Raw genomic sequence first — 25,489 nt, 5'->3', positions numbered from 1 at the left:
TTATCTCCCTCTGTCTTCGAACGTCATTACGCCGTAAAAACTCCTATTTCTTTGTCCTGATTTACTTGACCACTACAGGCAACGGGCTGGAAGTGGGTTTCTATGGCCGCGTAGCCCGTACTGCGCGGGTGCATCAATTCGGGCTGCGGGATAGGGTTGTGGCGGGCGGGGGTGATACTGAGTATGAGGAAAGGAGGGTTTTAGGATTGATTTTATCGGATCGAGATTTAATCAATCATTGGGTAAATTTGGTATTAATTTAACAAACTTGCATTTCTTTTTATTGCACCGACTAACTAACAGGTCTACTTTCTATAGGAATTGTTTTTAAATGTATCGCTCCAATATCCCTTGTCTTCGTCTGCATCCTTCTGCCAATTTAATGCCTCATGGAAAAACATTGATGTGCGTCCATTTAGTTCCTGAAGAATAAATTCTTTTTTAATGCCTGGTACCGTCTTTTTGTATTCCTTCAATGAAGCAATTACGGCGGCTATCTGACAAGCATCAGCAATTTCTGAAAATGAAATCTGGTCATCACTAAAATCGTCACTTGCAAGTATTAAATACGCCATCCTTTCAATTTTTGAGACGATCGGTTCTGTCAATGGGCGTTGAGCGCGAACACGGGTACAAAGCTCTATGAATTCAATTGGAACTGGCGCACGGCGAAACTCGTTAAAAATGTAGTCACTAGCTGCGTTGATTTCCAAAGCTGAGAAACGATTTAGCACTGGTCCCCAAGATTTTACAAACGCGGATTTATCCTGCCGCATATCCCACTTAAGGACAAATTTTTCATACGCAGCCGCCATTGCTAATTTCACTTCTTCATGCAGCGCTTCATCATCATATTCAAACATTTTTTCCCTGATTAATTATTTGATTTTCTATAAAGAGTCACGAACAACGCAACGGTCGTATCGTACCTAATTTAAACATCGCTTGCCGCACGGGCCAAGCGGTCATAAATTATTTTCTGGTATAACCCCTCAGCAAATGCAATTGTGTTGGAAGAATAAACCGTTGAATGAATATCTTCCAGATGTAAACGAGCGCTAACAGATTGCCCCCAATATGTGTTGATTAATTTGCGATCCTCTTCTGGCAATGTTGACATCTCTGAAGACTCAAAAATTGCAATCCTTGTTCCACTCGCCGAAATCTCAGACTTGTTTTCAAAATCCTTCAAGGTAAGCTTTAGATCAATGTAATTACCTTCCCCAACCGATACTCTTAGCAAAGCCGGAACTTTTACGGCTGTATTTGATCTGCCAGAATTTATGAGCGATGCAGAGACCGTAAAGAAAGAACGATTATCAACCAACTCCTTCCGAAGAATTTCCATTCGACGTTCCATTGCAGGAATATTTGTTTGAAGATCCGCATACCGTTTTTCCATATCTTCCAGACGCTTTTGATACCCAACTCTTAAATTTGAAAGAGTGATTTGTACATCAGTTGAATCAAAATCTACTTCCGGTGTGAGTGGCCTATTTAATCGATCACATTCATATTTACTAATTGTTGTAATCGACTTTACGTTATCAAGATCTTTTTTTCTCTCTTCAATTAGAGCTGGTAAATCTATCAGTCTTCGCTTCGCGTCTACCAATAGTTCCTCAGTTTGAGATAGCGTATAACCTCGCTTATTGATTCTTTGATTTGGACTTATCCAGTCGGGAAGCTCATCTGAAACTAAAAAACTTGGAGTTGAGGTCGGTTTTAAAGACCGCAATTCAGTTTCGTCGTCAATTGAAATCAGCGCCAAATCGCTAACAGTTCTTTTAATTGCAGTTAATTCGACAGACAATTTTGGAATATTTACCGCTCTTACTTGCCAAAAAGGGATGAATAGGGCGACCAACAACCCAACAATAGAGGATATAAGAGGTACGTAAGATGGTTGGATTGCAGAAAGTAACGCTATTAAATATCCTATCCCAGTTCCTATTACAAAACTAAATGGAATTAAAACCAAAAAATAACGCCCACGATAATATTTGGTATTCTGCATAAAAACCTCGATTACTTACTTGATAAACATACCTCGCAAAACAAGTGTTTTTTATTGCACTCTGATCTGAAGTACAAAATACTGTAGCTGTACGCGAGCAGGGTGTATATCATTAACGAATTTATATTTAAATTTGGCAAATGAATTATGTGTACTAATGGTTAATTGTTGTTAATTACTTACTACTACGAAACTTTAGTGTTCATAACCATACACATTGCCAAACCACCCATACCTGAGCTGTGCTTGCGCCAGGTGCTGAACACACCTAATACCGTCAGCGGCCAACCACCCGCGCCCGAAAGTCGTGGTTTTTTTACGTCCATAGGTTTCCCTATGGCCGGGTAGCGCGTAACGATACAAGACCCGCAAGGGGAAAGTTGCGGGCCGTCTGATGGCGGTGTTGAAGTACCTGGCCACCCTCTCAACAGGGGTGAAATTCAACGAAAAACCATCAGGAGGCCATCATGGCTGCTCATACCCCTATTGCGTCTGCAATAGCTGCATCATCACAACCCTCTTTTGCCTTTTCCAAACTCCAAGACCTGCGCGCCAGCTTTGAACGCCTGCGCGGCCTGCAAATCGACGCCCTCAAAGCCATGGGCTTTGCATCCTGCTAGATTACCCCAGCCTGGTCACCGTCGGCAGCACAGAGCCAGACGAACCCACCATCATCACAGAATTCTGGGACGCCATCGAAGAACTCAACAACCTCGGCATAAAAACCAACCATGCCCGCGACACCACCACCATCGCCATCAACATCAACGAAGTGGCACGCCTCGTCCAAGAAAACAAAATCCCCCTCCCCAACCACCAGGAGATCCGCCGCAACATCCCCTTAAGCAAATACAACCCCTACCAAAAAAAACACCGTCGTCAACAGCGCCATCGCTGGCAAGTCAATGAAGTGCTACATCTTCAAAGCCCGGGGAAATGGAATGATTGAGGCTACGGCAAGATGATATGCCAATGCGGTTCTAAAGTTGGCAGTGTTGATTTCTTAATCGGCACGGCCAATCTCATCAAAAGCACTTCTTATTGTTAGACAAAAATATTGCCGTCCTGTTATTGGATGGCTATATTAGGTAAAAGGGAACCTGAGCACATCTGACAGCAGCAAGCTAAATAGAAATTTAACGTTTAAGGAATCAATATGGCGCATGAGATGTTTATCCCAAAACTTGAAGATAAAGTATTGTTTCAGTGTTTAAAAGATGCTGCCAATCTCTTTGGAACCCAAAATGTGTCGGTAACTTATAAATGTATCGGCGACGTCAGCCCAACACTTGACCCTCGTGATTATGCCGAGAACGCAGAACTTAGTTACATTGAGACTCAGAACAGCCATTTAGTCCGGCTTTTCACTTTCACAGTCCAAAATTTTACAATTCATTTCGAACGTGGTGGCTTTCACGTGCCACGATCGCCATTTTTTGACATGTTACGATTTACAAGGGAACAAAACTCACCCCAATCTATTGAAATACTCAAATTAGTATCGTTAATAATTTCCAAACTCAAAGCATTTGAACCCGGAAGAGTTCCATCTGAAGGCAGTCCTTCGGCGCAATTTGAGCTTCAAGCAATACATGCGTCAACACTAGATAAACTAGAGAATGTCAACACGGAGCTCATCCAAACTACACACCAATATCGGGAAAAGATCGACAATCAATTTATTGAAAAAGAAAAGTTACTTAGAGATGAAGTGAATTCTGAACGACTTGCATTAGAACAATTACGTCAAAAACAAAACGATGATTTAGCAAAAAAAGAGCTTGAACTTGAACATCAAAAGACCATTCTTGATGACAAAAGCAATACCCACGCACGGAGACAAATCAGAAAAGACATCATCGCAGAAATTAAAAGTAGACAAGAAAAATTTCAATTAACAACGGGAACAAATGGCCTCCGAAAACCCGTTGCCGTATCGATGATACTACTGGCAGTATTCTTTATAGGTATGTTAAGTTTCGCTGTTATGGATTTCATGCGCGATCTAAACGTTGAGCAAAGCCCTTATGTATTTCTATTGCAGATTTCAAAACAGATTCTGTATTCCATTGGTTTCGTGGGCACTATTCTTTACTATATACGCTGGCAAAATCGATGGTTTGAGCAACACGCACAGACAGAATTTCAACTAAAACAGTTTGAACTTGACATGGAAAGAGGTAGTTGGATTGTTGAAACCAGTCTGGAATGGAAAGATGCAAAAGGCACTACGATGCCTAAAGAGTTGTTAGATAGCTTGAGCAGTAATTTGTTTCGTGACTCAAGAGAGAAAAGCGAACCATTGTCCCATCCACTCGATCAACTTGCATCCGCAATCCTTGGAACAGCATCTGCCGCGAAAATAAAAATTGGCGATTCTGAAATACAGATTGACCCCAAGAAATTGGCAAAAGCAAAACCGATTCCAGATGACTCAGAAAAATCCGTGTAAGAATCATTACGCTTCACAAGTCGCGAATGCAAACGGACTGTTTTCAGTTGCAGCCCATAAATCAGATACGTCACTCGGAAAATACAAATGACTGGATATGGCGGCTACATTGATCGACTATCAAGAAAAGTCGAAGCAAGACTTTCTTACATTGAAGCTATATATAACTTCGATTTAGGTACTGAATTTGAAATCGCAATGTGCCTGCTTTTAGAGGATATACTTCCAGAAAAATATGGCGTATGTAGAGGCTTCATCATAACGGAAGACGGAAGAAGTGCCGGGGACGACATTATCATCTACGACAAGATGAGCTGCCCAACATTGAGATCTTCGAAAAAATCACAATATTCTTTGAAAGAGCAAATTCCCGTTGAGGCTGTATACGCATATATAGAGTGCAAGCATTCGATAGACGATGAAGTTGTCTTAACCAAAGCAACCGAACAAATACAAACTATCAAAAACCATATTCTATCGCGTAAAAGCAAAATTAATTCAGAGTATGAAGAAAATGGTCCCTCCTACAATGGAAAAGTTAGAGATTGGCCCAGAACGTATCCGCCAAGAAAAAACCAACCATACTGCGCAATAATTGCGAAACACTCAAATGGATTGCAATCCAAAACGACGTTTTCCGGTGACTACACTCCTGACCTAATAATCCTTGGAAGCGATTACATCGCCACCCAATCAGCTAAACTTGGCCCAGACGGTATTAAAGGTGCGATTTTTTTCGATCCGAAGTTCTATTCAGGCCTCCAAGTTGAGCATGTGAAAGGACAAGCCTTTGGACTTGGGCTAGTTTTGCTTTTGCAAGCGTTGAATTGGATAGAGTTGATTCCAATAGATTGGCAGAACACGCTAAATATTTCGTTTTCTGATATTGTTTTTGGCAAATAGTTTTTAATGCTTGCTCTTTCTGAATTAGCTTACTCAACGGGTGGCTTCCACAGTAAGAAAGACTTCCTCGCGCACGCGTAAACGCGACTGAGTTACTAAGCCCCATAGCAACCCCTCCCCGCGTGACTGGCTAGCCCGGTCACATCACCATAGTCGGCATGGAATTCACCCTTGCCGACCTCTCCCGCCGCCTGCAAAATCTCGTCCGCTTTGGCACCATTGCCGAAGTAAAACACGGCCGCGTACCACAAGTGCGCCTGCAAATTGGCGATATCAAAACCGGCTTTTTGCCCATGGCAACGGCACGCGCTGGCAAAACAAAGACATGGAACCCGCCAACGGTGGGCGAGCAATGCGTTTTACTTTCACCCTCTGGTGAATTCGCGGGCGGTGTGGTCTTGCCAGGCATTGGCAGCAACCATAACCCCGCACCTGACACCAACCCAGACAACACCCGCACCGAATACCCAGACGGCGTGACGGCTGATTACAATCACGCCGAGCATCACTACATCATCGCTTTACCTGCAGAGGACAAATTTAGCTTTGTAGTTGGCAATACCACGCTGGAACTGCGTAACGACTGCGGCGGCAGGTGTAGATGAAAGTAGCCCGGTGTACTCACACACTAAAATAGAAAATGCAAATTTGCGTGCAAACTTGTGCAAAGTTTTGTGCCGCTTTTCAAGTTGCAGACGGCAGTCTCCGTAACCATGCCCGCTTTTTGCTATTTTCATTGATTTCTTATAATGAAATTAATAAAAATGCACAAAAAAAGCCCTTGATTATTCATCAAGGGCTTTTTCGTATTCGTTGGCGGAAGCTGTGAGATTCGAACTCACGAAGGCTATAACACCTCGCCAGTTTTCAAGACTGGTGCATTCAACCGCTCTGCCAAGCTTCCGAGCCGCATAGTATAACCTTTGTGCGATGCTTGGGCAAGGGTCAAATCTCGAAATGGAAATTTTTATCCAGCAAAGTGAGCAATTGCTGGGGGCTGACGGGTCTGGAGTAGAGGTAGCCCTGCACTTCGTCGCAACCGGCGTTGATGAGGAAGGCCAGTTGTTCGCGGGTTTCTACGCCTTCTGCGATGACTTTGTGCTTGAGTTGCTTGGCCATCATGATAATGGCGCTGGCAATGGCGCAGTCGTTCTGGTCTGTGGGGATGTTGAGGATGAATGAGCGGTCTATCTTAAGCGTGTCTATCGGGAAACGTTTGAGGTATGAGAGGCTGGAGTAGCCGGTACCAAAATCATCAAGAGCCAGCACGACGTCCTGGGCGGTGATTTGCTCCATGATGGCGATCACGCTTTCTGTGCTGTGCATGAGCATGCTTTCGGTGATTTCCAGTTCCAGCCATTGCGGGGAAATCTGATAGCGATGCAGGGCCTCTTTAACGCGCAGTGGCAGGCTGTTGGTGAATTCTCTCGCCGTGACATTGACTGCGATGCGAAACGGCGCTATGCCGCTGTCTTGCCACTCTCTGGCTTGGGCGCAGGCGGTTTCCAGTACCCAGGCGTCGATTTGCAGGATCAAGCCGGTTTCTTCGGCGATGGGGATGAATTCTGCCGGTGAGATCAGGCCTTTTACTGGATGCTGCCAACGCAGCAAGGCTTCTGCACCGATGATCTTGCCGCTTTGTATGTCGACCTTGGGTTGGTACTGTAAATAGAATTCCTGGTTTTCCAGGGCCTTGCGCATGCTGGATTCTAAATACAGCCTTCCAGCGATGCTCTGATTCATGCTGTCGCTGTAAAAAACAAAGCTGCCGGACACATTGCCAGCGCTGCGTTTGGCCTTGTACATGGCGATGTCGGCTTTTTGCAGCAAGGCATTGGCGTCATTGCCGTCTTGCGGGAAAACGCTGATGCCTATGCTGGCACCAACACGCAATTCATGGCCGGAGACAATGAAAGCATCGTTCAATGCCTGCAAGAGTTTTTGCACCACCAGGCTGGCATGAAAATGCTGGTTGATGTCGAGTACTGCTATAGCGAATTCGTCACTACCCAGGCGGGCAACGATGTCGTTTTCGCGCAGGGTCAGCAAGAACCGGGCTGCCACCTGGCGTAGCAGTTCATTGCCTACTTCGTGCCCCAAGGTGTCATTGATGAGCTTGAAACGGTTCAGGTCAAGAAAGATGATGGCGGCGCTGGTGTTATTTCTTTGCGAATGCAGCAGTGCATTATCAACGAGTTGGCGGAACAGGCTGCGGTTGGGCAGATTGGTCAGGCCATCGTAATAAGCAAGGTGATTGATTTTTTGTTCTGCTTCCTTACGGTCAGTAATGTCACTGAGGTAGCCGATGATGCCTATGGGCAGGCCATGGGCATCACACAGAGGTGACAGGCTGAGGCTGGCCCAGAAGACGTCGCCGGATTTTTTTTTGCGGCGGACTTCCATCTCACGGCCGCCGTGTTCCAAAAAACTGTCATACAGATGTACGCCCGACTCATCTTCATCGTCATACAGAAACAGGATATTGGTGCCGATGACTTCTTGCGCTGTATAGCCAAAGAGTTTCTCTGCACCACGGTTCCAGCTAAGGATGAAACCAGCCAAGTCCATGGTAACAACTGATTCATGTATCTGGTCTATGATCTGGGTTTGTTGCCACTGCGCCTGGGCAGAGGCCTGCAATTCCTGATCAAGTTTTGCGCGTTTGGAAAACAGTTTGGCCGTGAGGCTGGCGAGGGTATTTAATTTGCTCAGATCGGCTTCGTTGATCTGCCCTTTTTTGCCGGATAAGATGTAATAAGTTTCAGGTGAAGCCATGCACAGCACATCGGTTTGCGTCTTTTGTTCATCCAGCTTGCCGCGTTTGAATGCTGCATTGGCATCATGAAAAACTTCTTTGACGATGCGATTTAAAGCGGCATCCAGCTCCTCACCTTGCAGGCATAGCACTGCTTCACCAAGACTGGCACCGACTTCAAGTTCATCTATCGCATGCAAAGAAGTCATCTACATGTCCTGGCAAACCTGATTCACCCAGGCATAAGCAGTGATCATGCAGTCATAATAATCATCCGCGGTCAGACCAAGTTCTTCTATCAAGCCTGGATCGAAGTCCTTGAGAGGCCGGTCTGCTCTTTCGACCAGATCCAGGCTTTTACCCAGTGCGCCGGACTTGTGTAGCAAGGCATCCAGCACCTCTGTATTCAGATTGAGGGGCTGCAAGACTTCAACCAGAGGATTACCGAACAGTTTATCGAGTAATGAAAACATGCCGACCATGAAGGCGCAGTCAAGCTCATCCTTGTTGCCACCACGCTTGAGGTAAATTGCCTCCATCAGGCTGGCGCGGAAAGCGGCACGTGGCATCAGTGGATTCAAGCCACCATGATGATCTTGTTGACGTGCATACAGCAATAATTGCAACCATCTCTGCAACTGCCGGCGGCCCAGCAAATTGATGGCCTGGCCAAAGCTGGAGACACGCACGGTTTGTGCAAAGGCAGCAGAACTGACAAGCTTGAACAGCATGAAAGACAGTGTCGCATCCTGTTTAAATAATTCTTCCAGCTCACGCGATTCGGCATCACGTGCAACCAGGCCCAGCAGCTTCAATAGCCGCGTTCTGGCTGTCGCATCGGCGGCCTTGTTACTGACGGGTGGGTGAAATGCATAATCGCCAGAGAACCATTTAAAACCGGCTTCATTGGCCTGCTCTTGCAAGGCTGCATGTGGCAGGTGTTGCGCCAGATGGTTGCCGCCATGCAGGCGCAGCAGCAAGGGTTTGACGTGTGCGGGAATATCCTTGCTGCAGTCAACGCTGATTTTTTTTGCGCCTTCCCAGATGGCATGGTCGTGCGTTTGCAAATCATCGACAACAATCCGGGCACCATGCGAACTGAAATATTTAAGCCTGGTTTGCACTTCTTTATCTTCGGCAGCTTTTACTGGCACACACAAAAGTATGCGTGCTAGTGGCAGGCGAGTATCGATGTCTGCCGGGATCAAGAGTGGGTCTGTGATTTTAACCAGAACAGAAATACCAGAAAGCCTGGAAAAGATTTCTTTTTCATGCAAAAACTGTAGCAAAGCAATGACATCACTGACTGGCAAAGCACCAAAATCAGTTTGCAAGGCAAGCAACTGCTGCTTGCTATTCATCACGGGCAAAAAAGTGCCAATTCCACGAGCAAGAGTCATAAAGAAAGACTTCAAATGTTACAAAAATTGGTAGAGATATTAGTTTGGGACTTAACCAATTGCAACACAATTTAAAGCGACAGGTGAGGTATTTTGATACTTGGTGAGCCTAATCTGACACAATTGCCAGAAAACAAGCGCAAAATCGCCGAATTGTTGATTTTGCAGCAGCTGTTGTGAATACTGCCATGCAGCTATCAGGATAGGAGATATTTTAGATTTCACCAATAAAGCATGTGGTAAAAATACCATGCTTTATTGCGTGAACTATGCAGGTGAATTAGTCGCCGCCCAGAAAAATCTGCTGCAGATCATTCAAAAATTGTTTGCCCAGCGGCGTTGGGCAAATGATTTCATGGTCGCGGTAGAGCAGGCCCTTATTCTCAGCAATCAGCAATTCTTTTTCTATGGTGTTGAGCAACATGCCTGTGCGCTCCTGGAACAGGTTGACCTTGAAGCCCTGCTGCAAGCGCAATGCATTCAACATGAATTCAAAACCCATTTCATCCACAGGAATTTCATGCGACTCTTGTACGCAGTTGCCAGCAGCCATGGCATCCATATAAGCCTTTGGTTGCTTGTAGCGTGCCTGACGTATTACGCGGTGCGGGAAGGATATTTTTGAATGCGCACCGGCACCTATGCCGAGGTAATCACCAAAATTCCAATAGTTCAAATTGTGTTTGGATGCCCTGCCCGCTTGCGCATAGGCAGAGACTTCATAATTGCCATAGCCTGCTGCAGCCATGCGACCATGGATGATGTCTTGCATTTCTGCGCTGAGGTCATCATCAGGTATGGCCGGCGGGAACTTGGCGAAGTAAGTATTTGGCTCCAGCGTCAGGTGATACAAGGACAGGTGCGGTGGCGCAAAAGAGATAGCAGTCTCCACATCCTCCCTTACTTCATCCAGCGTCTGGCCTGGCAAGGCAAACATCAGATCGAGATTGAAGTTATCAAAATTCGCCTGCGCGATTTCTATTGCGCGACGGGCCTCGTCGCCATCATGGATACGGCCCAAAGCAGCCAGGTGTTTGGAGTTAAAGCTTTGTATGCCTATCGATAAACGGTTGATGCCGCTCTGGCGATAAGAGCGAAATTTTTCTGCTTCAAAGGTGCCGGGATTAGCTTCCATGGTGATTTCTGCATTGCCATCCAGTGGCAATAGCGTACGCACGTCAGAAAGCAATCTGTCCAGACCTGCTGCCGACATCAGGCTGGGCGTACCCCCGCCGATGAAGATGGTGTAGATCTTGCGACCCCAGATCAGTGGTAAAGCGGCTTCGAGGTCGGCGCGCATGGCATCCAGGTAGGCTGACTCGTCGAAACTGCCTTTGACTTCATGCGAATTGAAATCGCAATAAGGACATTTGCGCACACACCAGGGGAAATGGATGTACAGCGATAGCGGCGGCAATTGCGTGAGGTTCAAACTACCTGGCGCAAGATACTGGCTGGCCACGTCACCGGGTATATTCGACAGGTCCGGTGATTTTTTTTGTACAGGCTGGCTTACCGCTATGGGCTTGATGGGTATCATTTCAGTTTTTCAACAAGGGCGCGCAAGGCTTGCCCACGATGCGACAATTGATTCTTTTCTGCTGCTGCGAGTTCGGCGACAGACTTGTTCAAACTAGGGATGAAAAAGTGTGGATCATAACCAAAGCCATTTTCACCACGGGCATCTGCAATAATTTCACCTGCCCAGACACCGTCAGCAATCACAGGCTGGGGATCAAATTCTGAACGGACGAAAACCAGTACACAGTAATAATAGGCTGACTTGTCTGCTATGCCAGCCAAATCTATAATGAGTTTTTGGTTGTTACGAAAATCAGACTTGGGCTCACCGGCAAAACGGGCAGACAAAACACCAGGCGCGCCTTGCAAGGCATTGACGCAGATACCGGAATCATCGGCCAGTGCTGGCAAGCCTGTCAGGCGGGATGCATGCCTGGCCTTGGTCAGGGCATTTTCTACAAAGCTGGGATATGGTTCCTCAGCCTCAGGCACCTCAAACTCAGATTGCGCCCTGAGGTCTATGCCCAGCGGTGACAGTATCTGGTAAAACTCTTTGAGTTTGCCCTGATTATTCGAGGCCAGGACTATTTTCTGGTTTTTGCTCATACTCATATACTTGTGATTCCAATCAGCTTACCTGCAAACCCAATACTTCTTTTTGCAAGGCGATCAAATCGGCGATGCCGTCATGCGCCAGGTTCAGCAGGGTGTTCATGGTCATACGGTCAAACGCTTCGCCCTCTGCAGTGCCCTGCACTTCAACGAAGTGACCATGTTCTGTCATGACGACATTCATGTCTGTGTCACATTGAGAATCTTCAGGATAATCAAGATCCAGCACAGGATGTGATTGGTAGACACCCACCGAGATCGCCGCAACAAAATGCCTGAGTGGTACGCGAGGAATGACTTCACGCTCTACCAGTTTGGAAAACGCATCATAGGCAGCAACCATGGCACCAGTGATGGATGCAGTACGGGTTCCGCCATCAGCCTGGATCACATCGCAATCGATATGCAGGGTACGTTCACCAAAGGCTTCCAGATCAAAGGCAGAACGCAAGGAGCGGCCTATCAGGCGCTGGATTTCTTGCGTGCGGCCAGATTGCTTGCCCTTGGCTGCTTCCCTGTCCATACGGGTATGGGTGGAGCGTGGCAGCATGCCATATTCTGCGGTCATCCAGCCCTGCCCTTTGCCTTTTAAAAAGCCAGGGACCTTGTCTTCTATGCTGGCAGTGCAGATAACGCGGGTATCACCAAATTCGATGAGAACAGAACCTTCTGCATGCTTGGTGAAATGGCGGCTGATAACCACCGGGCGCAGTGCGTCCGGTGCGCGCCCGCTAGGGCGAAATGAATTTGACATGATGTTTAGTTCTTGGAGGTGATGCGTGATGATTTGTGGATCGCGTTGCGAATTTCTGCTATGGCTTTTTCAATTTCAGCGTCGTTGAATACATCACCATCGGTGGTTTCAATTTCTGCGTCGACTGGTGCCTGTATGGTAGTAGTGACCGAGCCTATCGGCAAGGTGTTGGTCGAGATGATGGTTGAATTATCCATACGGTCATCGCCTTCCCACATCATGGCCAGGGCTGTGACATTGTCACTTTGCTTGCCAGCGATATCGACCGCTGAGCGTATCAACTCAGGTACGGCACGTACGATCGTGTGGTCGTGCAGGCGCTGCGCCAGCATATGATCTGGCAAGACTGACCATAAACCGTCCGAACACAGCAACAGCAAATCGCCGGGCTGCAACACCGCACGGCGTGATAATTCAACGATAGGTGCATTGGGTGCACCCAGGCAGTTAAACAGTTTGTTGCGGTCGGGATGGGTATGTCTTTCTGCCGGATCAACCTTACCCTGAGCGATCAGGGTTTCCAGACGGGAGTGATCTTTGGTACGCAATAAAATCTGCCCCTGACGCATCCAGTACAGACGTGAATCACCACAGTGTGCCCAGTAGGCATAGCCATTTTGTATCAGGCAGGCAACGATGGTAGTGCGTGGTGTTTCTGGCAAATTATTAATGGCACGATAGCGATGTATCTCCTGATGCGCAGCCAGAAAGCTGTCTTCCATGAAACGTTCAGGCCGCCCTATCATGGGGTGGGCTTGCTGCTGGAACAAATTACCTATGGTTTGCATGGCGATGGCAGCAGCCATTTCGCCCATGATGTGACCACCCATGCCATCCGCCAGCAAAAGCAAAATCGAATCGCGGGTAAAGCTGTAGCCCATTCGATCCTGGTTAACCTTGCGGCCACCAATATGACTTTCTTGATAAACGGAAAAACGCATGAGATTTTTAAAACTTTATATTGATTATTTATAAAAACAGACCTGAGAATAAACTACTTTAGCTCCAGGCTGACCAGCGGCGAATACGCAACATATTCAATTCAGGGTACTTTCCTGTATGGTTGTATGATCGCTTTCGACTTTTTTTCTTTTTGCACTGCCTATCAGGGTCTTGAACTTCAGTGTCACTTTTTCCATAAAGGTCAATTCACGCTGCGGCTGTGCCTGGATAGCCAGGGCTTTTTGCAGGGCAAACACGCTTTGCGGACGCTCCAGCGGGTCTAGTTGCAGACACCAGCGGACCACCTCTATCAATTCTGTAGAGTATAAACCCTCCAGCTTACGGTAGTGCCCTTCCATCTTGTCGCTGGTCTTGCGTTGGTCTGACGGTTGTGGTGGCGCGCCTACCATGCAGGCAAAAATCGAAGCACCGATACTGTAAATATCAGTCCATGGCCCCAGATTGCCATTCTTTAAATACAACTCTGGCGCAGCAAAACCCGGAGTATACATTGGGTAGAGCTTGGGTATGTCAGTTTTAAGGGTTTGGCGGGCAGCGCCAAAGTCCAGCAAAATGGGCGTACCATCCAGGCGCAGGTAAATGTTGGCCGGTTTTAAATCCAGATGCAACAACTTATTGGTATGCACTTCACGCAAGCCATTCATGACCTGATTGAACATGCGGCGGATAAAACGCTCTGACACCAGCGGTTTTTCACCTTTGTCGCGACGACGCAGGATGTGCTCTTGCAATGAGCGGCCTGATTCATAGGCCATGACCATGTACACAGTCTCATTGGCGCGGAAGAAATTGATAACGCTGACCACATTCGGATGTGAGATACGTGCCAGGGCACGACCCTCTTCAAAAAAGCACTTTAATCCTATGCGGTAAATTGGCAAGTTCTCATTCGAGATTGCCGGCACCAGTTCGCCTTGCTGGCGTAAAGCCAGAGAGCTGGGCAAATACTCTTTAATTGCAACTGCGTTGCCATCTTCGTCAGAAGCCAGATATACAATACTAAAGCCACCGGACGCAATTTTCTTTACAATGCGGTATCCGGCAATTTCCAGTCCATCTGGCAGAGGTGCGTTATTTTGTGCGGCCATCAATCGTCCAATTCACTATACAAAACGGATTGTGTTGATTATTGCGGTATTTGTAAAGAATATCCTAGTGTCTAATGCGCAATTTTGCCAATCCAGTACACAGTTCACGCTTTTTTAAGGAATTACCTTGAGCATTTTCAGCATGACAGGTTATGCCACCAGCACCAATGAAACCGATGCTGGCACCATTACCATAGAGATCAAAAGCGTTAATTCTCGCTTTTTGGACCTGCAATTTCGTATTAATGATGAGTTTCGCTCGGTTGAATCGCAGTTTCGCGAAGCACTGACGCGCAAGCTGGCGCGCGGCAAAGTGGAATGCCGTTTCAGTTTTGGTAAAAAACTGACAGAAACGCATAATAAAAGCCTCAATACCAACTTACTTGAGCAGCTTGCGAGTTTCCAGGTCAATCTGAAGCAGCAGTTCCCTGATGCGACGCCTTTGAGCACCAATGAAATCCTGCGCTGGCCCGGCGTCATAGAAGAAAGCGAAATCAATGCTGAATTCTTGCAGACTGCCATCAATGACACCATCAACAAGACGCTGGAAGCATTCGTCGTCAGCCGTGAACGCGAAGGCGCAGCGCTGGAACAGGTATTACTGAGCCGCATCGCGGCCATGGAAGAAATCGTTACCCGCATCACGCCCCTGATGCCGCAAATAGTCCAGCAATTCCAGCAAAAAGCCACTACCCGACTGGAAGAGGCTTTAGGACTGGCTTTACAGTCCAGCGGCAACAATGCTGGCCAGACCATCACCCGAGAAGAAGCACTGGACCGCATCCGTCAGGAAGTGACCATGTACGGCATACGTGTAGATGTGGCAGAAGAACTGGCGCGCCTGTCGGCCCACCTGACAGAAACCAGACATATACTGAAAAAAGGCGGCCAGGTTGGCAAGCGACTGGATTTCATGATGCAGGAATTGAACCGCGAAGCGAATACTTTGGGCTCCAAAGCAGCCTCCAAGGAATTGTCAGATGCATCCATGGAATTGAAGTTATTCATAGAACAAATGCGCGAACAAGTGCAAAACCTTGAATAAACAGGCGCATTTGCTTATACTCCCGCACTCTTTTTCTCTGGGCATATGTCGAGATAAAGGACTGGCTGGAGTATGCAGCCCAATTTTGTCTTGTTGATGACCTGAATTAACCCTACCGGAGGAACGCCATGAAAACCAATAATACGACTGCTGGCAGTCTTTTTGTGGTCGCCGCCCCCTCTGGTGCGGGTAAGTCTTCGTTGGTAAATGCTTTGCTGGCACAGGAACCGGCCATCAAACTGTCGATTTCTTACACTACCCGCACGCCGCGCCCGGGAGAGCAAGATGGCCGGGAATATCATTTCACCACACCGGAAGATTTTCTGGCGCGCAAGGCGCAAGGTGAATTTCTGGAGTCAGCAGAAGTATTTGGCAATTACTATGGCACTTCACGCATTATCATAGAAGACCAGATGCGCTCAGGCACCGATGTTTTGCTGGAAATAGACTGGCAAGGCGCGCAGCAAGTCAGAAAGCAGTTCCCTGGTGCTGTTGGCATTTTCATCTTGCCGCCATCCATTCCCGCACTTGAAGAGCGCCTGAAAAAACGCGGCCAGGATGAACCGCATGTCATTACCAAGCGGATTTTGGCTGCTGGCGGTGAAATGGCGCACTCCCCAGAGTTCGAATATGTTATTATTAATCAAGACTTTGCAACAGCCTTGTCAGAATTGAATGCAATCGTGAAAGCCACGCGCTGCCGATTTGCACAACAGGCAACACGCCACTACGAGCTGTTTACCCAACTTGGCATTCACGCCAACGCGAATTAATTCGCAAACCCAATTTAGTGAATTTTTAGTATTGAGGAAAAAATATGGCACGTATTACCATTGAAGATGCATTGAAACAAATCCCTAATCGCTTCCAGTTGACACTGTGCGCTACTTACCGCGCGCGCCAATTGCTGCAAGGTCACACACCTAAGGTTGACTCTAAAGACAAACCTACGGTCATCGCCCTGCGTGAAATCGCTGAAGGTAAAATCGGTATAGAAATGTTGAAAAAAGTGCCGGTGTAAACCGCCGCACCTGCATTCTTAGCCGCCCCTTCTTTAAGCCTTTATCCGGCCGGGAATCACAGAATGAACCTCAATGACAGTCATTCATCTCTGGAAAGCAAACCGGCCGATTCAGCTTCAGTCGCGCTGGCTGCCATGCGCAGCCCCGCCAGTAGCATCAATAAGCACAGCTCCCCTTTGGATGAGATAGATAGTATCCGTGCATCATCGACGAATACCGGTGTCGCTTCCATTACTGCATTAACCAACCGCATCAGTGAATACATGTCGGCCAGCGAATTGAAGCTGGTCAAGGAAGCCTATCGCTTCTCTGATGAAATGCATCTGGGCCAGGTACGCAAGTCTGGCGAACCCTATATCTCTCACCCCATTGCTGTGGCAGAAATTTGTGCCGAGTGGAAGCTGGATGTGCAAGCCATCATGGCTGCTCTGCTGCATGACGTCATGGAAGACCAGGACGTCAAGAAAGACGAGCTGATTGAGCGCTTTGGCGCGCCAGTCGCTACCCTGGTTGACGGCCTTTCCAAACTGGAAAAAATAGAATTCCAGAGCCAGATAGAGGCCCAGGCAGAAAACTTCCGCAAGATGCTGCTCGCCATGGCGAGAGACGTGCGCGTGATTCTGGTAAAACTGGCAGACCGTTTGCACAATATGCGCACCCTGGACTTCATGTCTGCGGAAAAGAAGCGCCGCATCTCACGCGAGACCATGGATGTGTATGTGCCTATTGCGCACAGACTGGGCCTGAATAATATTTACCGTGAGTTACAGGATCTGGCGTTTTCGCATCTCTACCCCATGCGCTATCGCACCCTGTCAAAAGCGGTCAAAGCTGCCCGTGGCAACCGTCGCGAAGTCGTCAACAAGATCATGGATGCGGTTAAAACAGCCCTTTTCGAAGCTGGCCTCAAGGCAGAAGTTTATGGTCGCGAAAAAACCCTGTATGGCATTTATCGCAAGATGCATGACAAGCACCTGAGTTTCTCCCAGGTTCTGGATGTGTATGGTTTCCGTATTGTCGTCAGCGATTTCCGTGACAGTTATTATGCGCTTGGCAGCTTGCACGCCTTGTACAAGCCCATGCCGGGCAAGTTCAAGGACTATATTGCCATCCCCAAGACCAATGGCTATCAATCCCTGCACACCACCTTGATTGGCCCTTACGGTACGCCAGTCGAATTCCAGATACGCACACGTGATATGCATCATGTGGCTGAATCTGGCGTGGCTGCGCACTGGTTGTACAAGAATGAAGAAGGCAGCCTGACTGACTTGCAGCAACGCACCCACGCGTGGCTACAATCTTTGCTGGACATACAAAAACAGACTGGCGATTCTGCCGAGTTTTTGGAACACGTCAAAATCGACTTGTTCCCTGACTCTGTCTATGTCTTCACACCAAAATCCAAAATTATTGCCCTGCCACGCGGAGCAACAGCTTTGGACTTTGCTTACACCATCCACACCGATATTGGTGACCAGGCGATAGCCACCCGCATCAATCACGAGCCGGTGCCGCTGCGTTCTGAATTGAAGAATGGCGATATCGTCGAGATCATCACTTCGCCCAATTCGCGCCCTACACCAAACTGGCTGACTTATGTACGCACAGGCAAGGCCAGGTCGGCGATACGCCACTATCTGCGCACGATCAACCTGAATGAGTCGACAGAACTAGGCAAGCAATTGCTGGCGCAGGCCCTGGTGTCAGTGAATTTGAATCCAGACTTGCCAACGTCCTTGGTAGATAAACTGCTCAATGAATCCAGTGCAAAATCGCTGGATGAAATTCATACCGACATAGGTATAGGCAAACGCATGGCAGCGCTGGTAGCGAGACACATACTGGATCTGGTGGAAGATGATTCACCGTCCATTCCCTTCCAGCAATTTGGTGACAAGATCAATAATAAACGTGACCCTGTCATTATTTATGGCAGCGAAGGTTTGTCGGTACAACTGGCAGCATGCTGCCTGCCGATACCTGGCGATGGCATCGTCGGCCAGCTCAAGCGCGACCAGGGTCTGGTGGTGCATACAGATGATTGCGAACACGCCAAGCGCCTGCATATCAAAGAGCCAGACCGCTGGATAGACGTGAACTGGGGTGAGGACCTGAACCGCCGCTTTGATTGTCGCATTGCGGTCACTGTGACGAATGAACGCGGTGCCCTTGCCCGCATCGCTGCAGAAATTGGTGAGTCAGATGCGAATATCAGCCATGTCAACATGGAAGATGGCGACGCCAATGACATGACCAATATTCACTTCACGATACAGATAGAAGACCGCACCCATCTCGCAAAGATCATGCGTAACATCAAACATCTGACTGGTGTAACGCGCATCATCAGGGAACACGGCTAACACTGATTGTCAGTGTATGGTCTTGTGCATTTTGCGCAACCCCCACCAGACCACACCAGCAATCACAGGTAGTGATAAGCCAGCCAGAATATCTGGATTGATGGGCAGACCCATTGCCTTGAGACCCTTGCCCGCATAATAGACCAGGCCAGTCATGTAATAGCTGATCGCCACAACAGACAAGCCCTCGACAGCCTGCTGCAAACGTAATTGCTGACCGGCGCGGGCGTTCATACTTTGTAGTATCTTGCGGTTTTGCTGTTCCTGGACGATACCTACCCTGGTGCGCAGCAAATCATTGGTATTCGCAATACGCTCTGCCAGCGTTTCCTGGCGGCGAACAATTGCTTCACAGGTATTCATGGCAGGTGCCAGGCGCCTGTCCATAAACTCACCGATAGTAGGCACACCCTCTATCCTGAACTCACGCAGCTCGGCTATGCGCGATTGCACAAGTTTGAAATAAGCCTTGGAAGCAGCAAAACGATAACTGTTTTCCAGGGCCAGTTTTTCTGTGCGGGCGGCCAGGTCTATGATTTGACGCAGCAAGCTTTGCTCTGCATCAGTAGAACTTGCTTCACCGTGACCATTGCCCGCCATGGTCATGGCTGCTGTCAGGGTAACCAGTTCACTTTCTATGTCATTCAACACAAAAGAAGCATTTTGCGCATGTGGCAAACCCAGCAAAGCCATCATTCTGTATGTTTCTATCTCCAGCAATCGCTGCACGGTACGACCTGCCTGCTGGTCCAGAAAGCCATTGTCCTTGACGACAAAGCGGCTGAAACCGTCAGCCTGGATCAGAAAATCTGTCCACACTTCGCCACGGCTCAAGACTTCACTACCAACCACCACTCCGCCCTCAAATATCTGCTTTACCGGTAAAGGGGGATGAAATTCCTGTGCGGCAGGAATAAGTGCCACATGGGTCGCCACCATGACTTTTTCTTGCAATTCAAACAACCACTGTTGTGGCAAATGGCGAATCGGTGCATTCGCAAATACCTGCGCCAACTCCGCCTCTGGCGGGGTTTCGTCTTGCTGCTCGGCCTGGTTTTCTACAAAGGTATAGGTGGCAAATTCTGTATGGCATTCCCATTTAAGGCGGAAACGACCAAAATCATGGAAGAAATACTTGGCGTCGCCTGATGGACTGGCGACTGCAAAGTGCCGGCAAAAATCACCCAGTATGACTTGCTGGGTCAGCAAGTTATCGCCACCGAGATGAGCGTCGCTCCTGGCAAAAATGGCCAGGTGTGTCAACGTCTCAGGTGCATGCAGACGCAACGAGGGGCGGGAATGAACTTCGGCGGCCAGTGGCACGCGCAAGGGATGGTTGAGTTTGGAATAAGCAATAGACATGTGGATTAATCAGGAAATTAGAAATCTTATGCCGGGTAATTGACCTCAAGTATGGTCAACTCCTCTATTCCTCCTGGCGTACGCAATGTCACTGTATCGTCAACCCTGGCCTTGATAAGTGCTCTGGCCACTGGGGAAATCCAGCTGATCTTGCCTTGCAGGGGGTCAAATTCATCAACACCGACAATGGTGACAGTATGCGCTTCACCATGCTGGTTTTCATAGGTGACCGTGGCCCCAAAATAAATTTGATCAGAACCATGATGAATTCGGGGATCAAATACTTCCGCAATATCGAGGCGCTTGGTCAAAAAGCGTATGCGCCTGTCGATTTCGCGCAAGCGCTTCTTGCCGTAGATATAATCGCCATTTTCTGAACGGTCGCCATTCGAGGCGGCCCAGTGCACGATATTGACAATCTCGGGGCGTTCCACGTCCATGAGATGTAAAAACTCATCCTTCATGCGCTGATGCCCTTGCGGCGTCATGTAATTTTTCACACCCGCAGGAATGGCTGGCGCGCCGAATTCTTCTTCGTCGTCCGGATCAGATTCTTTGATAAATGCTTTGCTCATCTGTACATTGTAATTGAGTTGATCAAAATAATTTTCTTTGTGGCACCGAAAGCCCACACTTAGCTTATAAAATAGACGAATACTCTGCTTGCCATTAGCATTCAATATCACTACCGATAGCTTGCCAGCTAATGTCAGGTCGCCTGAACAAGAAAATGGATTTTGCATGACAGAAAAAGCAGCAATTAATGTACTCATCGTCGATGATCATGCCGTGGTCAGGGAAGGGATAAAAAGCATTATCTCGACCACAACAGATATCGCGGTTATTGCAGAGGCAGAAGCCGGGCTGGAGGCGATACGTCTGAGCCGCCAGCTGGATTTTGAAGTCATGCTGCTCGACATTGCCCTGCCGGACAAGAATGGTATTGAGGTTTTGAAGCAAATCAAGTCAGAAAAGCCCTCTATTGCCGTGCTGATGTTCTCCATACATAGGGAGGACCAGTATGCCGTGCGTGCGCTGAAGGCTGGCGCTTCAGGCTTCCTGAACAAGCAATGCAGTAGTACTCAGATTCTGGAGGCTATACGCCAGGTGGCCCGTGGTTTGAAATACATCAGCACGCAACTGGCGCAGGAACTGGCCAATAATCTGAATCAGGAGCATGAAGATGCGCTGCACAAAACCTTGTCGGATCGTGAGTTTCAAACCATGACTTTGATCGCCTCCGGAAAGTCGGTCAGTGATATCGCGAAAGAATTGTCACTTTCTGTAAAAACCATTAGCGAATACCGGTCCAGAATTCTATTGAAGATGAAATTGCGGCACAATGCTGAATTAACGCACTATGCCATTAAAAATCAGCTTGTAGATTAAACGGCAATGTTGATGTCGTCAGCAATACTCCTGTTAGCAAGGTCATTGGCAAAGCAAAATGTCAAAAACTCCAAATAATTCGCAATTCAAAAGCCCTACTGATATTGCGCGCGAGACATTCAGGCAATTGGCGATACAGCGAATTGCGCCAACACCAGAAGCCTATCGCAAACTTTATAATGACATCGCAGGTATCCCCGATGTTCCGGTAGAGGTTACGCCTCCACCAGAAACAACACCCCAAATTTCAGAAGCGGAAATTTTACTGGCCAATTTTGCCAACAACCTGCAGCTTTCGACTGGTGACATGTCCAGCTTTGGTCAGCGCTTCAGCCGTGCGATCAAGACTGGCAACTGGCAAGACTATGGCCGCGGCCTGACGCAACTGGCAGAGCGCATTACTGCGCCGCCTGCACCAGCTAACAATATCAGCCTGGTTGATGATCCGGTACCCGCGCCTGCTGTCAGCAAAAATATCTCTCTGGTCGATGATGGTCCGGTTGAAGACCCACGCCTGCGCATACTCAAGGATTTGCTATACCGGACCTTGACACTCGCCCTCACCTCACTGCTGAAACCCACGCCGCAACTGGCTGGCGAATCAGAAAGTCTGGGCATGTCGGTCAAAACAGCTGTCAATGAAGGGGAACTGAATCAAATTGCTGGCCGCTTGAAGCAGTTGTGCTTTCAAATTGAATTGCAAAGTGGGGATAGCGCAGAACAACAGGAATTGTTATTGCGCCTGTTTGATTTATTGCTGACCAATATCCATGATCTGCTGGATAACGACAACTGGTTGCGTGGTCAAATCGAAGTTGTACAAAATCTCATTGCCGGCCCTATCGATCACCGTGCATTGCAAGAAGCTACGCGCAGTCTCAAGGATGTCATCTACAAGCAAGGCGTACTGAAAAACAGTATTGCCGAGTCGAAAACCTCAGTCAAAAACATGATGACGGCGTTTATCGACAGATTGAATGCCATGGCTGACAGCACAGGTGCATATCAGCATAAGATGGGTGCATATTCGCAGCAACTGAGTTCAGCCAAGGATGTCGCCGAAGTCAGTGATCTGATACGCAATATCCTCAATGAAACCAAGGAAGTACAATCCGAAACCTTGCGCTCACGTGACATGATCGTCGCTGCACAAAAAGAAGTCAGCGAAGCTGAAGCACGTATCAAGGAACTGGAAAACAAGCTTGCTCACATGAGTGAACTGGTCAGGGAAGATCAGCTCACCGGCAGCTTGAACCGCCGTGGCATGGATGACGTATTTGAACGCGAGGCCGACAGAGCCGACCGCCGCAATACTCCCCTATGTGTAGCTTTGCTGGATCTCGATAATTTCAAGAAACTCAATGACACCCATGGCCACGCTGCAGGTGATGAAGCGCTGGTTCATCTGGTACGCATTGTCAAGCAAACCCTGCGATCAATTGACGTCGTGGCACGCTACGGTGGCGAGGAATTTGTCATCATTATGCCAGAGACGCAACTGGAAGAAGCGGCGCAGGCGATGATGCGAGTACAGAGGGAGTTAACCAAGCACTTCTTCACCGCCAACGATCAGCGCCTATTTATCACCTTTAGTGCCGGCGTTGCCTTGCGCAATTCACGCGAACCACAGGAAGAAACCATCAAGCGTGCTGACAAGGCGATGTATGAAGCAAAACAATCTGGAAAAAACCGGGTAATAAAAGCAGCCTGATACAGATAAGATCAAAGTTCATTTCCAGCCAGCATGCCTGGCAGACCAGGCATGTTTTACCAGATATCCCCTTCTAGCTAACCCGCTTCAGAAAACCGTCAGGTGCTACGGTAATCTGCAATTTATAGTCCATGCTCTTATCGATCACGAATTCTGGATGGGTTTTCAGGTATTCAAAAACTGCAGTCTTGGGACTATTTCCTGGTTCCCATGGGCGATTGTCAAAAACGTCCGCAGGCACATCTTCTACAAAAGTATCAAAAACCACGCAATAGCTGTCTTTCGCTACCAAAGGTGCATAGGCCTGCAATTCTGCCAGCACGTGTTCATGGGTATGATTGGAGTCAAGGAAAACCAGGACTTTCTGCTTGCCTTGCGCAATCGCCTTCACTTGATCCACGATTTCCGGAGCGACACTGGAGCCTTGCAACATCTGGATGCGGCGGGACATGGGGTGCTGCAAAATCGCTTCCTTGTTATGCTCACGAATATCAATATCGATACCAATGACTTTAGCATCAGGATTGCCACCGCAAGCAGCATTTAACTCCAGCAGTGAAGCAGAGTAAATAATAGAGCCGCCATGAGCGATACCTGTTTCTATGATCAGATCTGGCTGTACCGTCCAGATCAGTTCTTGCATCGCCATCATGTCGATAGGATTTTGTATGATGGGGCGCCCTAACCATGAAAAATTATAAACATACTGACGACGCATGCTTTGCTCCAGCCAATTGCGAGATTGCGCCTGGAATTCAAGGTCTTTGCCCAATTCTTCTATGCGGGCATCGCGTTCTGCTTCAAATTGTTTAATGGGATTCATGGTTTTTTAGTGTAATAATTAAAAAGTGCTGGTAATTCATTCTCTATATCCAAACCCGGCTGCCCGAACGAAGACTCCAGCTTTATTGTACAAATAGGCGGAAAACTGATACATGGCGCGTGACTTTCAAACTCACAGCTGACACCTGATTGTTCCAGCAATGCGGCCAGACTGGCATGCGTAGTATTTCGGCCCCTGGCTAAATTGTATATGCCAATTTCACCTTGTGTGGCAATAATGGGTAAAAAACGAACGACATCTGCTATGGAAATATAATCTTTTTCTGAGTCAGGGCTACTGCGAAATATTACTTTTTTTGTTTTTGCTGCAGTATTCAAGATATCCGCCAAAAAATTCTGTTCCGGCATACCTAGTCCATATACGTTCGACAAACGGACAACACGCACATTGCGGCCGCCATGCAAACACAAGCTTTCGCCCATGAGTTTGGAAATATTATATAAATCGCCAGACAAATGGGCGCGGACGGTTAAAGCTGCATTTTCGCTCGTATTCAATGCGTCTGCATACACACGGGTGCTGGACAGATAAGTCAGGCTAGCAAATTGGCTGTGCTGCAAAATTGTCGATAATAAGTGTACATGTGCATCTACCGTGGCGTATGGGCGTTGACGAAAATCAGCAGTCAGACCTGCACAATAAAAAACATGGCCCAGATCATCTGTCATCAGGCGCGGATCATCTCTTTCTGCAACATAGCTATTCCACCCACCTAGCTGCAAAGCCTGATGCAGGTGATGCCCGACAAAACCTTTGCCGCCGATCAGCGTTGCGCGCAAAGCCTGACTCATTTACGCATCCCGATTTGTTGCAAAGGATTCCCGACATTGATGGAATACGCAGCAACTTCAGAACGGACAATAGAACCAGCACCTATGACGCAACCTTGTCTTAAGATAGCGCCATCAAGTATCACGCAATTTGCCCCTATCCAGACATCATCCTCAATCACAATGCCACCCTTGCCTGGCAAAAAACCTTGCTGATTGATACGTCGGTTTTTGTCGTGGTAGGCATGATTGACTGGGGCAAACGTACAATTGGCAGCAATCGCGACATCATTTCCTATCACGATACCGTTTCCCGTATAGAGTACGCAGCCAGAGTTGACAACGCTGCGCTCACCAATGACAACATCGGCCACACCTCCGGCAGGTTTGAATTTTACAAAACTGTCTATGCTGGAAAAAGCACCGATGATGATGCGCGTACCCCGGACTGAATCTTCAATATCGGCCAGTTTCGAAACACGCGCATCCGGATGAATTTCTATCATACTGCGTCT

General features: G+C 47.9%; 27 protein-coding genes and 1 tRNA gene. 12 read left to right on the top strand and 16 right to left on the bottom strand.

The window, feature by feature from the left end; translation table 11 throughout:
* On the top strand, positions 1 to 263 hold a 263-nt coding region (locus AC3WQT_RS19740; RefSeq protein ID WP_492706269.1), incomplete at its 5' end, for a phage virion morphogenesis family protein.
* 42 nt (positions 264 to 305) lie between these two features.
* On the opposite strand, the gene AC3WQT_RS19735 is transcribed toward AC3WQT_RS19740, so the two are convergent.
* The gene (locus AC3WQT_RS19735) at positions 306 to 863 is read right to left on the bottom strand and encodes a hypothetical protein (protein WP_492706267.1); all 558 of its coding nucleotides are present in this window, start codon (positions 861 to 863) and stop codon (positions 306 to 308) included.
* A 71-nt stretch (positions 864 to 934) separates the two neighbouring features.
* Positions 935 to 2,017 (bottom strand): hypothetical protein, encoded by a 1,083-nt coding sequence (locus tag AC3WQT_RS19730; protein WP_492706266.1) that lies wholly within the window; start codon positions 2,015 to 2,017, stop codon positions 935 to 937.
* Between the two features lie 198 nt (positions 2,018 to 2,215).
* Between AC3WQT_RS19730 and AC3WQT_RS19725 the strand changes: the two genes are divergently transcribed.
* Positions 2,216 to 2,365, top strand: coding sequence for a hypothetical protein (locus AC3WQT_RS19725; RefSeq protein WP_492706264.1), 150 nt, complete (start codon positions 2,216 to 2,218; stop codon positions 2,363 to 2,365).
* Between the two features lie 119 nt (positions 2,366 to 2,484).
* The gene (locus AC3WQT_RS19720) at positions 2,485 to 2,637 is read left to right on the top strand and encodes a hypothetical protein (RefSeq protein ID WP_492706263.1); all 153 of its coding nucleotides are present in this window, start codon (positions 2,485 to 2,487) and stop codon (positions 2,635 to 2,637) included.
* 1 nt (position 2,638) lies between these two features.
* On the opposite strand, the gene AC3WQT_RS19715 is transcribed toward AC3WQT_RS19720, so the two are convergent.
* The gene (locus AC3WQT_RS19715) at positions 2,639 to 2,815 is read right to left on the bottom strand and encodes a hypothetical protein (protein WP_492706262.1); all 177 of its coding nucleotides are present in this window, start codon (positions 2,813 to 2,815) and stop codon (positions 2,639 to 2,641) included.
* Positions 2,816 to 3,173: 358 nt separating this feature from the next.
* On the opposite strand from AC3WQT_RS19715, the gene AC3WQT_RS19710 reads away from it, so the two are divergent.
* From AC3WQT_RS19710 to AC3WQT_RS19700, 3 genes are all read left to right on the top strand, one after another.
* Positions 3,174 to 4,469 (top strand): hypothetical protein, encoded by a 1,296-nt coding sequence (locus AC3WQT_RS19710; RefSeq protein ID WP_492706261.1) that lies wholly within the window; start codon positions 3,174 to 3,176, stop codon positions 4,467 to 4,469.
* 87 nt (positions 4,470 to 4,556) lie between these two features.
* Complete coding sequence (locus AC3WQT_RS19705; RefSeq protein WP_492706259.1) at positions 4,557 to 5,372, top strand: DUF6602 domain-containing protein; 816 nt, start codon at positions 4,557 to 4,559, stop codon at positions 5,370 to 5,372.
* 158 nt (positions 5,373 to 5,530) lie between these two features.
* A complete protein-coding gene (locus AC3WQT_RS19700) occupies positions 5,531 to 5,977 on the top strand; it encodes a phage baseplate assembly protein V (protein WP_492706258.1) in 447 nt (148 codons plus the stop codon).
* 209 nt (positions 5,978 to 6,186) lie between these two features.
* Here AC3WQT_RS19700 and AC3WQT_RS19695 read toward each other — a convergent pair.
* From AC3WQT_RS19695 to AC3WQT_RS19660, 8 genes are all read right to left on the bottom strand, one after another.
* Positions 6,187 to 6,276, bottom strand: a tRNA-Ser gene (locus AC3WQT_RS19695).
* Between the two features lie 41 nt (positions 6,277 to 6,317).
* Positions 6,318 to 8,336 carry a putative bifunctional diguanylate cyclase/phosphodiesterase gene (locus AC3WQT_RS19690; RefSeq protein ID WP_492706257.1) on the bottom strand — a complete coding sequence of 673 codons (2,019 nt, stop codon included), beginning with the start codon at positions 8,334 to 8,336 and terminating at the stop codon, positions 6,318 to 6,320.
* Positions 8,337 to 9,527, bottom strand: a complete 1,191-nt coding sequence (locus tag AC3WQT_RS19685) for an EAL and HDOD domain-containing protein (RefSeq protein WP_492706256.1) — start codon at positions 9,525 to 9,527, stop codon at positions 8,337 to 8,339.
* A gap of 280 nt (positions 9,528 to 9,807) precedes the next feature.
* Positions 9,808 to 11,067: a radical SAM family heme chaperone HemW gene (gene hemW / locus AC3WQT_RS19680; protein ID WP_492706254.1), complete on the bottom strand. Its 1,260-nt coding sequence runs from the start codon at positions 11,065 to 11,067 to the stop codon at positions 9,808 to 9,810.
* Positions 11,064 to 11,654, bottom strand: coding sequence for an RdgB/HAM1 family non-canonical purine NTP pyrophosphatase (gene rdgB / locus AC3WQT_RS19675; RefSeq protein WP_492706291.1), 591 nt, complete (start codon positions 11,652 to 11,654; stop codon positions 11,064 to 11,066). The genes hemW and rdgB overlap by 4 nt, the downstream gene beginning before the upstream one ends.
* Positions 11,655 to 11,676: 22 nt before the next feature.
* A complete protein-coding gene (rph, locus tag AC3WQT_RS19670) occupies positions 11,677 to 12,414 on the bottom strand; it encodes a ribonuclease PH (protein ID WP_492706252.1) in 738 nt (245 codons plus the stop codon).
* Positions 12,415 to 12,419: 5 nt separating this feature from the next.
* Positions 12,420 to 13,355, bottom strand: coding sequence for a PP2C family protein-serine/threonine phosphatase (locus tag AC3WQT_RS19665; RefSeq protein WP_162041117.1), 936 nt, complete (start codon positions 13,353 to 13,355; stop codon positions 12,420 to 12,422).
* Between the two features lie 96 nt (positions 13,356 to 13,451).
* Positions 13,452 to 14,465, bottom strand: a complete 1,014-nt coding sequence (locus AC3WQT_RS19660; protein ID WP_423010887.1) for a serine/threonine protein kinase — start codon at positions 14,463 to 14,465, stop codon at positions 13,452 to 13,454.
* Between the two features lie 142 nt (positions 14,466 to 14,607).
* On the opposite strand from AC3WQT_RS19660, the gene AC3WQT_RS19655 reads away from it, so the two are divergent.
* The 4 genes from AC3WQT_RS19655 to AC3WQT_RS19640 all read left to right on the top strand — a co-directional run bounded on the left by AC3WQT_RS19655 (position 14,608) and on the right by AC3WQT_RS19640 (position 18,898).
* On the top strand, positions 14,608 to 15,510 hold the full coding sequence (locus AC3WQT_RS19655; protein WP_492706290.1) for a YicC/YloC family endoribonuclease: 903 nt from the start codon (positions 14,608 to 14,610) through the stop codon (positions 15,508 to 15,510).
* 128 nt (positions 15,511 to 15,638) lie between these two features.
* Positions 15,639 to 16,283, top strand: coding sequence for a guanylate kinase (gmk, locus tag AC3WQT_RS19650; protein ID WP_492706250.1), 645 nt, complete (start codon positions 15,639 to 15,641; stop codon positions 16,281 to 16,283).
* 44 nt (positions 16,284 to 16,327) lie between these two features.
* Complete coding sequence (gene rpoZ, locus AC3WQT_RS19645; protein WP_186946559.1) at positions 16,328 to 16,531, top strand: DNA-directed RNA polymerase subunit omega; 204 nt, start codon at positions 16,328 to 16,330, stop codon at positions 16,529 to 16,531.
* Between the two features lie 63 nt (positions 16,532 to 16,594).
* On the top strand, positions 16,595 to 18,898 hold the full coding sequence (locus AC3WQT_RS19640; RefSeq protein WP_492706248.1) for a RelA/SpoT family protein: 2,304 nt from the start codon (positions 16,595 to 16,597) through the stop codon (positions 18,896 to 18,898).
* Between the two features lie 9 nt (positions 18,899 to 18,907).
* Here the strand turns inward: AC3WQT_RS19640 and AC3WQT_RS19635 are convergent, their stop codons facing one another.
* Positions 18,908 to 20,260: a DUF3422 family protein gene (locus AC3WQT_RS19635; protein ID WP_492706246.1), complete on the bottom strand. Its 1,353-nt coding sequence runs from the start codon at positions 20,258 to 20,260 to the stop codon at positions 18,908 to 18,910.
* A 26-nt stretch (positions 20,261 to 20,286) separates the two neighbouring features.
* Positions 20,287 to 20,835 (bottom strand): transcription elongation factor GreB, encoded by a 549-nt coding sequence (gene greB, locus AC3WQT_RS19630; RefSeq protein ID WP_492706244.1) that lies wholly within the window; start codon positions 20,833 to 20,835, stop codon positions 20,287 to 20,289.
* Between the two features lie 166 nt (positions 20,836 to 21,001).
* Here greB and AC3WQT_RS19625 point away from each other — a divergent pair, with 166 nt between their 5' ends.
* Together AC3WQT_RS19625 and AC3WQT_RS19620 are read left to right on the top strand one after the other, a co-directional pair.
* Positions 21,002 to 21,649 carry a response regulator gene (locus AC3WQT_RS19625; RefSeq protein ID WP_492706242.1) on the top strand — a complete coding sequence of 216 codons (648 nt, stop codon included), beginning with the start codon at positions 21,002 to 21,004 and terminating at the stop codon, positions 21,647 to 21,649.
* 58 nt (positions 21,650 to 21,707) lie between these two features.
* A complete protein-coding gene (locus AC3WQT_RS19620) occupies positions 21,708 to 23,360 on the top strand; it encodes a GGDEF domain-containing protein (protein WP_492706240.1) in 1,653 nt (550 codons plus the stop codon).
* A 73-nt stretch (positions 23,361 to 23,433) separates the two neighbouring features.
* Here AC3WQT_RS19620 and AC3WQT_RS19615 read toward each other — a convergent pair whose 3' ends face one another.
* Genes AC3WQT_RS19615 through AC3WQT_RS19605 form a run of 3 tightly spaced genes read right to left on the bottom strand, consistent with a single transcriptional unit; the run spans position 23,434 to position 25,480 of the window.
* Positions 23,434 to 24,183, bottom strand: a complete 750-nt coding sequence (locus AC3WQT_RS19615; protein ID WP_492706238.1) for a cephalosporin hydroxylase family protein — start codon at positions 24,181 to 24,183, stop codon at positions 23,434 to 23,436.
* Entirely contained in the window at positions 24,180 to 24,995 is an 816-nt protein-coding gene (locus AC3WQT_RS19610; RefSeq protein ID WP_492706237.1) for an NAD-dependent epimerase/dehydratase family protein, read from the bottom strand. The genes AC3WQT_RS19615 and AC3WQT_RS19610 overlap by 4 nt, the downstream gene beginning before the upstream one ends.
* The gene (locus AC3WQT_RS19605) at positions 24,992 to 25,480 is read right to left on the bottom strand and encodes an acyltransferase (protein WP_492706235.1); all 489 of its coding nucleotides are present in this window, start codon (positions 25,478 to 25,480) and stop codon (positions 24,992 to 24,994) included. Before AC3WQT_RS19605 ends, AC3WQT_RS19610 begins: the two co-directional genes overlap by 4 nt.
* Between the last annotated feature and the right edge of the window lie 9 nt (positions 25,481 to 25,489).

The sequence above is a fragment of the Undibacterium sp. FW305-107 genome, from assembly GCF_058788535.1.
This window is presented reverse-complemented; position numbering and strand designations above follow the sequence as displayed.

Coding starts and splice junctions, on each gene's coding strand:
- AC3WQT_RS19700 (WP_492706258.1), top strand. CDS start 5,531: ATGGAATTCACCCTTGCCGACCTCTCCCGCCGCCTGCAAAATCTCGTC.
- AC3WQT_RS19735 (WP_492706267.1), bottom strand. CDS start 863: ATGTTTGAATATGATGATGAAGCGCTGCATGAAGAAGTGAAATTAGCA.
- rdgB (WP_492706291.1), bottom strand. CDS start 11,654: ATGAGCAAAAACCAGAAAATAGTCCTGGCCTCGAATAATCAGGGCAAA.
- AC3WQT_RS19635 (WP_492706246.1), bottom strand. CDS start 20,260: ATGTCTATTGCTTATTCCAAACTCAACCATCCCTTGCGCGTGCCACTG.
- AC3WQT_RS19685 (WP_492706256.1), bottom strand. CDS start 9,527: ATGACTCTTGCTCGTGGAATTGGCACTTTTTTGCCCGTGATGAATAGC.
- AC3WQT_RS19640 (WP_492706248.1), top strand. CDS start 16,595: ATGAACCTCAATGACAGTCATTCATCTCTGGAAAGCAAACCGGCCGAT.
- gmk (WP_492706250.1), top strand. CDS start 15,639: ATGAAAACCAATAATACGACTGCTGGCAGTCTTTTTGTGGTCGCCGCC.
- AC3WQT_RS19655 (WP_492706290.1), top strand. CDS start 14,608: ATGACAGGTTATGCCACCAGCACCAATGAAACCGATGCTGGCACCATT.
- AC3WQT_RS19690 (WP_492706257.1), bottom strand. CDS start 8,336: ATGACTTCTTTGCATGCGATAGATGAACTTGAAGTCGGTGCCAGTCTT.
- greB (WP_492706244.1), bottom strand. CDS start 20,835: ATGAGCAAAGCATTTATCAAAGAATCTGATCCGGACGACGAAGAAGAA.
- AC3WQT_RS19710 (WP_492706261.1), top strand. CDS start 3,174: ATGGCGCATGAGATGTTTATCCCAAAACTTGAAGATAAAGTATTGTTT.
- hemW (WP_492706254.1), bottom strand. CDS start 11,067: ATGATACCCATCAAGCCCATAGCGGTAAGCCAGCCTGTACAAAAAAAA.
- AC3WQT_RS19665 (WP_162041117.1), bottom strand. CDS start 13,355: ATGCGTTTTTCCGTTTATCAAGAAAGTCATATTGGTGGCCGCAAGGTT.
- AC3WQT_RS19660 (WP_423010887.1), bottom strand. CDS start 14,465: ATGGCCGCACAAAATAACGCACCTCTGCCAGATGGACTGGAAATTGCC.
- AC3WQT_RS19620 (WP_492706240.1), top strand. CDS start 21,708: ATGTCAAAAACTCCAAATAATTCGCAATTCAAAAGCCCTACTGATATT.
- AC3WQT_RS19605 (WP_492706235.1), bottom strand. CDS start 25,480: ATGATAGAAATTCATCCGGATGCGCGTGTTTCGAAACTGGCCGATATT.
- AC3WQT_RS19730 (WP_492706266.1), bottom strand. CDS start 2,017: ATGCAGAATACCAAATATTATCGTGGGCGTTATTTTTTGGTTTTAATT.
- AC3WQT_RS19625 (WP_492706242.1), top strand. CDS start 21,002: ATGACAGAAAAAGCAGCAATTAATGTACTCATCGTCGATGATCATGCC.
- rpoZ (WP_186946559.1), top strand. CDS start 16,328: ATGGCACGTATTACCATTGAAGATGCATTGAAACAAATCCCTAATCGC.
- AC3WQT_RS19705 (WP_492706259.1), top strand. CDS start 4,557: ATGACTGGATATGGCGGCTACATTGATCGACTATCAAGAAAAGTCGAA.
- AC3WQT_RS19610 (WP_492706237.1), bottom strand. CDS start 24,995: ATGAGTCAGGCTTTGCGCGCAACGCTGATCGGCGGCAAAGGTTTTGTC.
- AC3WQT_RS19720 (WP_492706263.1), top strand. CDS start 2,485: ATGGCTGCTCATACCCCTATTGCGTCTGCAATAGCTGCATCATCACAA.
- rph (WP_492706252.1), bottom strand. CDS start 12,414: ATGTCAAATTCATTTCGCCCTAGCGGGCGCGCACCGGACGCACTGCGC.
- AC3WQT_RS19615 (WP_492706238.1), bottom strand. CDS start 24,183: ATGAATCCCATTAAACAATTTGAAGCAGAACGCGATGCCCGCATAGAA.